This is a genomic window from Synechococcus sp. R60.1 (genome assembly GCF_047461835.1).
In the GTDB taxonomy this organism is placed as follows: domain Bacteria; phylum Cyanobacteriota; class Cyanobacteriia; order Thermostichales; family Thermostichaceae; genus Thermostichus.
In genome coordinates this window covers 4,369-5,763 of record NZ_JANSIA010000124.1, presented here as the reverse complement: position 1 = coordinate 5,763, position 1,395 = coordinate 4,369, and the positions used below count along the sequence as shown (strand labels likewise).

Below are 1,395 nucleotides of genomic sequence, written 5' to 3'. Positions count from 1 at the left end.
CAACCTCACTTCTCTTTGCTCATTACTCGCTTCTCTCTAGTTTCCGTCCCCTTGCGGGGAAAAGGTAGGGATCAACTTTCCTGGGTGTTGTTTATTCCTGATGAAGGGAGAGTTTCCGTCCCCTTGCGGGGAAAAGGTAGGGATCAACCAGTGTTACATTCATGGTAACAAACATCTCTACCTATGTTTCCGTCCCCTTGCGGGGAAAAGGTAGGGATCAACTCTGACCCACCGCTGTTGAGCATGATTCCAGTAGTGTTTCCGTCCCCTTGCGGGGAAAAGGTAGGGATCAACGGGTACGTCGCCGTCTCCTTCTACGTTCCTGACATTCCGTTTCCGTCCCCTTGCGGGGAAAAGGTAGGGATCAACGCTTATAGCACCGAGTATGACGTGTACCAAATCGAATTTGTTTCCGTCCCCTTGCGGGGAAAAGGTAGGGATCAACAACGTCGTAGGGCCCGTGCGTTGGCACTGCAGATCTTCTCGTTTCCGTCCCCTTGCGGGGAAAAGGTAGGGATCAACACTGTTGTGTTCATGATCGGAGCTGGTGGCTCCGGTAAGTTTCCGTCCCCTTGCGGGGAAAAGGTAGGGATCAACTTACTGGCTAATAGAGGACCGCTACGACTGGCACTTTCCGTTTCCGTCCCCTTGCGGGGAAAAGGTAGGGATCAACGCGAAGTAGTTCCGATTAACGCCGAAAAGGTGAAAGAGCTGTTTCCGTCCCCTTGCGGGGAAAAGGTAGGGATCAACACGTTAGCCCAGCTAACGCTCAATTCTGGCCCACCGGGTTTCCGTCCCCTTGCGGGGAAAAGGTAGGGATCAACTATGCAATTCGAGATTATTCTCCACGATGATTGGACCCCGTTTCCGTCCCCTTGCGGGGAAAAGGTAGGGATCAACTCTGTATCGCCGGATCTGCATGATGGGGTGGGCGATCGAGTTTCCGTCCCCTTGCGGGGAAAAGGTAGGGATCAACGAGAGGATGACCAGGGAGCGTATGCCGGGCTCGTACTGGTTTCCGTCCCCTTGCGGGGAAAAGGTAGGGATCAACTTCTGTGTCTGGGCATACGGGGGCTGGTATGTCTCGGAGTTGTTTCCGTCCCCTTGCGGGGAAAAGGTAGGGATCAACACCTGAAGCGTTGGATCGAGCAAATCGAAGGAGTAATTAAGTTTCCGTCCCCTTGCGGGGAAAAGGTAGGGATCAACGAACGCTCAGTTCTGGCCCTCTAACGCCAAGGAGGAGTTTCCGTCCCCTTGCGGGGAAAAGGTAGGGATCAACGTCACTCACTGCCTACAGGAGGAGACCATGTTTAATAACGTTTCCGTCCCCTTGCGGGGAAAAGGTAGGGATCAACGTCACTCACTGCCTACAGGAGGAGACCATGTTTAATAACG

The 1,395-nt window shown here is 53.5% G+C and carries 1 CRISPR repeat array.

Going from position 1 to position 1,395, the window contains the following annotated elements:
• Window positions 1–39: 39 nt before the first annotated feature.
• Window positions 40–1,355: direct repeats of the CRISPR family, unit length 37 nt; unit sequence GTTTCCGTCCCCTTGCGGGGAAAAGGTAGGGATCAAC.
• Window positions 1,356–1,395: the final 40 nt, after the last annotated feature.